A 3,581-nucleotide genomic window follows, 5' to 3' on the forward strand; every position below is an offset into this window, starting at 1 on the left:
TTTTTGCGTTGGGTAGCAATCTGCCCGCCATTCCGCCGCCACACCCTCCCCCTTGCATGATTGGCAAAGATTGCCATATGCTGTTTCAGCGAAAGGAACCCGCCATGGCCACCATGAACGTCTCCCTGCCGAACCAGATGAAAGACTGGGTCGAGGAACAGGCCCGCACCGGCACCTATGCCAATTCCAGCGATTACGTCCGCGACCTGATCCGCCGCGATCAGGCCCGCACCGCCGCCATAGGTGAACTGCAATCCGCCATCGACGCAGGCCTCGCCAGCGGCCCGGCGGAAGGGCTGTCAGCACAGGACTTCAAGGCCGCTATGCGCCGCAATGGCTGAGCTGCGCTGGCTGATCCGCCCCGCCGCCCGCGCCGACCTTTCGGCCATCTGGCGCTATGGGTTGGAAAGCTTGGGCGAGGCACAGGCGGATGCCTATGCCGACAGCCTCTTTGCCCTGTTCGAGCTTCTGGCGGATTTCCCGGAAATGGCGCGTGAACGTCCCGAATTCACCCCGCCGGTTCGTATTCACCCCTCGGGCGCGCATCTGGTGATTTACCGGCTGGAAAACTCCCGCCCCGAGATCATCCGCATCCTGCACGCCCGCCAGGACCTGACGGCCTTCCTCTCGGAATAGAACCACACGAAACACCCGTTCCGCGCTTGCCATTTTCCGCACATCTGCTCTGATACGGCGCATGGACCCGCATCTCGACCCCCGGAAAACCGCCCGGCTGATCCAGCACCTCAAGGATCAGATGGACCACCTGCCGCCCAAGCTGAAGGCGGCGGCGAAATACGTGATCGACAATCCTGGCGACTTCGGCCTCGATACCGTCCGGGTCTCAGCGCAGAAAACCGGCATCAGCGCCAATGGCTTTGTCCGCCTCGCCCAGCACCTGGGCTATGACACGTTCGAGGCCTTCCGCGCCCCCTTCCGCGCCGCGCTGACCACCACGCACGAGGTAGACCTCGGCCAGGATTGGCTCGACCGGATGCAGGACCAATGCCCCGCTGGCGCACTGCAAGCCGCCGCCGCGCGCAACCAGCTCAACATCACCTCGCGGTCATTGCGGCTGATGACCGCGGAACGCACTGAGGCTGTTACAGAAACGCTGCTCTCCGCCCGCCGCAGCTATGTCATCGCAGCCCGCTCTTCCTACGCATTGGCCTATTACTTCCACTACGTTGGCCGCATGGCCCTGCCGGGGCTGGAGCTGGTCCCGCGCCACATGGGTGCCGCGCTGGACGATCTGCTGGAAATCACCCCCGAGGACTGCCTGATCGCCCTCACCTTCGCCCCCTATTCCGCCGGCACCATCCAGGCGCTGCGGTTCGCGGCAGAGCGCGGCGCCAAGGTGATCCTGATCTCCGACAGCGAAGTCATCGCCCCCGGCATCCGCACCGATCATGTGCTGGCGGTGGCTGCCAATTCGCTGCACCCATTCGGCGCCATCGGCGGCGCCATGGCAGTGCTGGAATGCCTGCTTACCCATCTGATCGAAGCTGCCGGCCCCGAAGCCCTGCGCCGCATCGAAGCCTACGACGCCCTGCGCCAAGACAGCGGCGCCTATTGGAGCGGCCCGAAACTGCCGCGGGTCAGCCGCTAGGGAACTTGAGTGAAGCAGCCTGTCAGGGCTTGCCCGCCGCCGCATTCGCGCGTCTAGTACCTGCACAATGGATGGAGAACCCCGCCATGGATATGATGATGGCTTTGGCGCTTGCGGGCGCAACCGCGCTGCTGGTCGCCGTGCCGGGACCGAATGTGGCGCTGATCATCGCCAATACCCTGGCCCGCGGCTTCCGCCTTGGCGCGGTCACGGTGCTTGGCACCACCGCAGGCGTGGCCCTGCAGCTTGCCGCTGTGGTGCTGGGGCTGGCCGCCGTGCTGGAATTCGCCGCCTCCGCCTTCCTCTGGCTGAAATGGGCCGGGGTCACCTATCTGCTCTATCTGGGTGTCCGCTCCTGCCGGCAAGGCCTTGCCGGCATGGAAGAGGCCAAGGCCAGCCGCAAACCGCTGCGCATCATTTTCTGGCAAGGGCTGCTGCTGGCCATCATCAATCCGAAAACCCTGCTGTTCAACGCGGCTTTCCTGCCGCAGTTTGTCGCCCCCGGTGCAGGATCATCGTCCCTGCTCACCGCAGCGGCGATCTACTTGGCAGTGATCTTCGCAGGCGACATGCTCTGGGCCGCCTCGGCGCAATCCGCACGGCCCGCGATCCTCCGGCTGGGCCGCCTGCGCCACCGGCTGACCGGCGCGCTGTTCATCACTTCCGGCCTTGGCCTGGCATTGGCGCGCACGGACCGCTGAGGGGCGATACCTTTTCCCTCAGACATCACCGTCAATGAACGGGTTCTGAGCCTCATATTCGTCCCGGGTGGCCCGTTTGTGATTTCCTTCCAGCCGCACCGCGGCCATCGCCCGGTCCGTATAAATCTCCGACCGCAAAGGCCAGCTCAGCGCCGCCTCAAACAGCCCCGGCATCAGGTCATAGCCTTCATTTTCCCCATCCGTGTCCCGCATCCACAGATGCGACCCGCAGGTGCTGCAAAACGCCCGTTCCGAAAAGGCCGAGGATTGATACCGGGTTACCGGCCCTTCAACCGAAACGGCCTCAGCAACCGCTTCGAAACACAGAAACAGCCCGCCGCTCCAGCGCTGGCACATGCGGCAATGACAGGCCCCGGGCCGCGGATCATGCGCCCCTTTCACTAGGATCTTTACTGCACCGCACAGGCAGCGGCCTTCCAGAACGTCACTCATAACCAAACTCCCCACAGCCCGGAAATAAGCCGCAGGCGCCGGGCAAGCGGCGGCCCGTCCGGGCGGGCTGGCGCTTTTTCTAGGTCACGCCCTGCAAGCGGTCAGAGGTATGCTGCAGGGATAAAGCGGCAAACGCAACGGCAGGCGCCGCCGCCCCACGGGCCGCCGCCTGCCCTTAGCACTTGATCAAAGCCGCAGATCCGCCTGATCCGGCGCCAGCACATATTTCAAGTCATAGACCAGCGCGCCATCAGATCCCAAGGCGCGGATCGCTTCCGCTCCCATCTCCCGGAACTCCGAATGCGCGACAGCCAGAACCATCCCGGAATAGGCCCCCTGCTCCGGCGCGGGAACCAGCGAAACCCCGTATTCTTCACGCGCTTCCTCCGGGTCCGCGTGCGGGTCAAACACATCCACCGCGACCCCGTATTCCTCAAGGCTGCGCACCGCATCAATCACCCGCGTGTTGCGCAGGTCCGGGCAGTTCTCCTTGAACGTCAGCCCCATCACCAGAACCCGCGCGCCAGCGACCGGCAGGCCGCGTTTCAGCATCGCCTTCACCATCTCGCCGGCCGCATAAGCACCCATGCCGTCATTCAGCCGCCGGCCCGCCAGCAGGATTTCAGGATGATAGCCCAGCTGTTCCGCCTTGTGAGTCAGGTAATAGGGGTCCACCCCGATGCAGTGCCCGCCCACCAGACCGGGGCGGAACGGCAGGAAATTCCATTTGGTTCCAGCGGCTTCCAGCACTGCCTGGGTATCAATCCCCATCCGGTTGAAGATCTTGGCCAGCTCATTCACCAGCGCGATATTGATGT

Annotated in this window: 6 protein-coding genes; 4 read left to right on the forward strand and 2 right to left on the reverse strand. The window is 64.3% G+C overall.

Annotated features, from left to right (window positions below; translation table 11 throughout):
• The first annotated feature begins 104 nt into the window (after positions 1-104).
• The 4 genes from A2I95_RS27785 to A2I95_RS27800 all read left to right on the forward strand — a co-directional run bounded on the left by A2I95_RS27785 (position 105) and on the right by A2I95_RS27800 (position 2,310).
• On the forward strand, positions 105-341 hold the full coding sequence (locus A2I95_RS27785; RefSeq protein WP_027260193.1) for a type II toxin-antitoxin system ParD family antitoxin: 237 nt from the start codon (positions 105-107) through the stop codon (positions 339-341).
• Entirely contained in the window at positions 334-636 is a 303-nt protein-coding gene (locus tag A2I95_RS27790) for a type II toxin-antitoxin system RelE/ParE family toxin (protein WP_035920607.1), read from the forward strand. The genes A2I95_RS27785 and A2I95_RS27790 overlap by 8 nt, the downstream gene beginning before the upstream one ends.
• A gap of 61 nt (positions 637-697) precedes the next feature.
• Complete coding sequence (locus A2I95_RS27795) at positions 698-1,609, forward strand: MurR/RpiR family transcriptional regulator (RefSeq protein WP_291735123.1); 912 nt, start codon at positions 698-700, stop codon at positions 1,607-1,609.
• Between the two features lie 86 nt (positions 1,610-1,695).
• A complete protein-coding gene (locus A2I95_RS27800) occupies positions 1,696-2,310 on the forward strand; it encodes a LysE family translocator (protein ID WP_291735124.1) in 615 nt (204 codons plus the stop codon).
• A gap of 18 nt (positions 2,311-2,328) precedes the next feature.
• Here A2I95_RS27800 and A2I95_RS27805 read toward each other — a convergent pair whose 3' ends face one another.
• On the reverse strand, positions 2,329-2,763 hold the full coding sequence (locus tag A2I95_RS27805; RefSeq protein WP_291735126.1) for a GFA family protein: 435 nt from the start codon (positions 2,761-2,763) through the stop codon (positions 2,329-2,331).
• Positions 2,764-2,949: 186 nt separating this feature from the next.
• Positions 2,950-3,581, reverse strand: a 632-nt coding sequence (locus A2I95_RS27810; RefSeq protein ID WP_291735128.1) for a UDP binding domain-containing protein, incomplete at its 5' end; no start/stop codon positions are given.

The organism is Leisingera sp. F5, assembly GCF_001593695.1.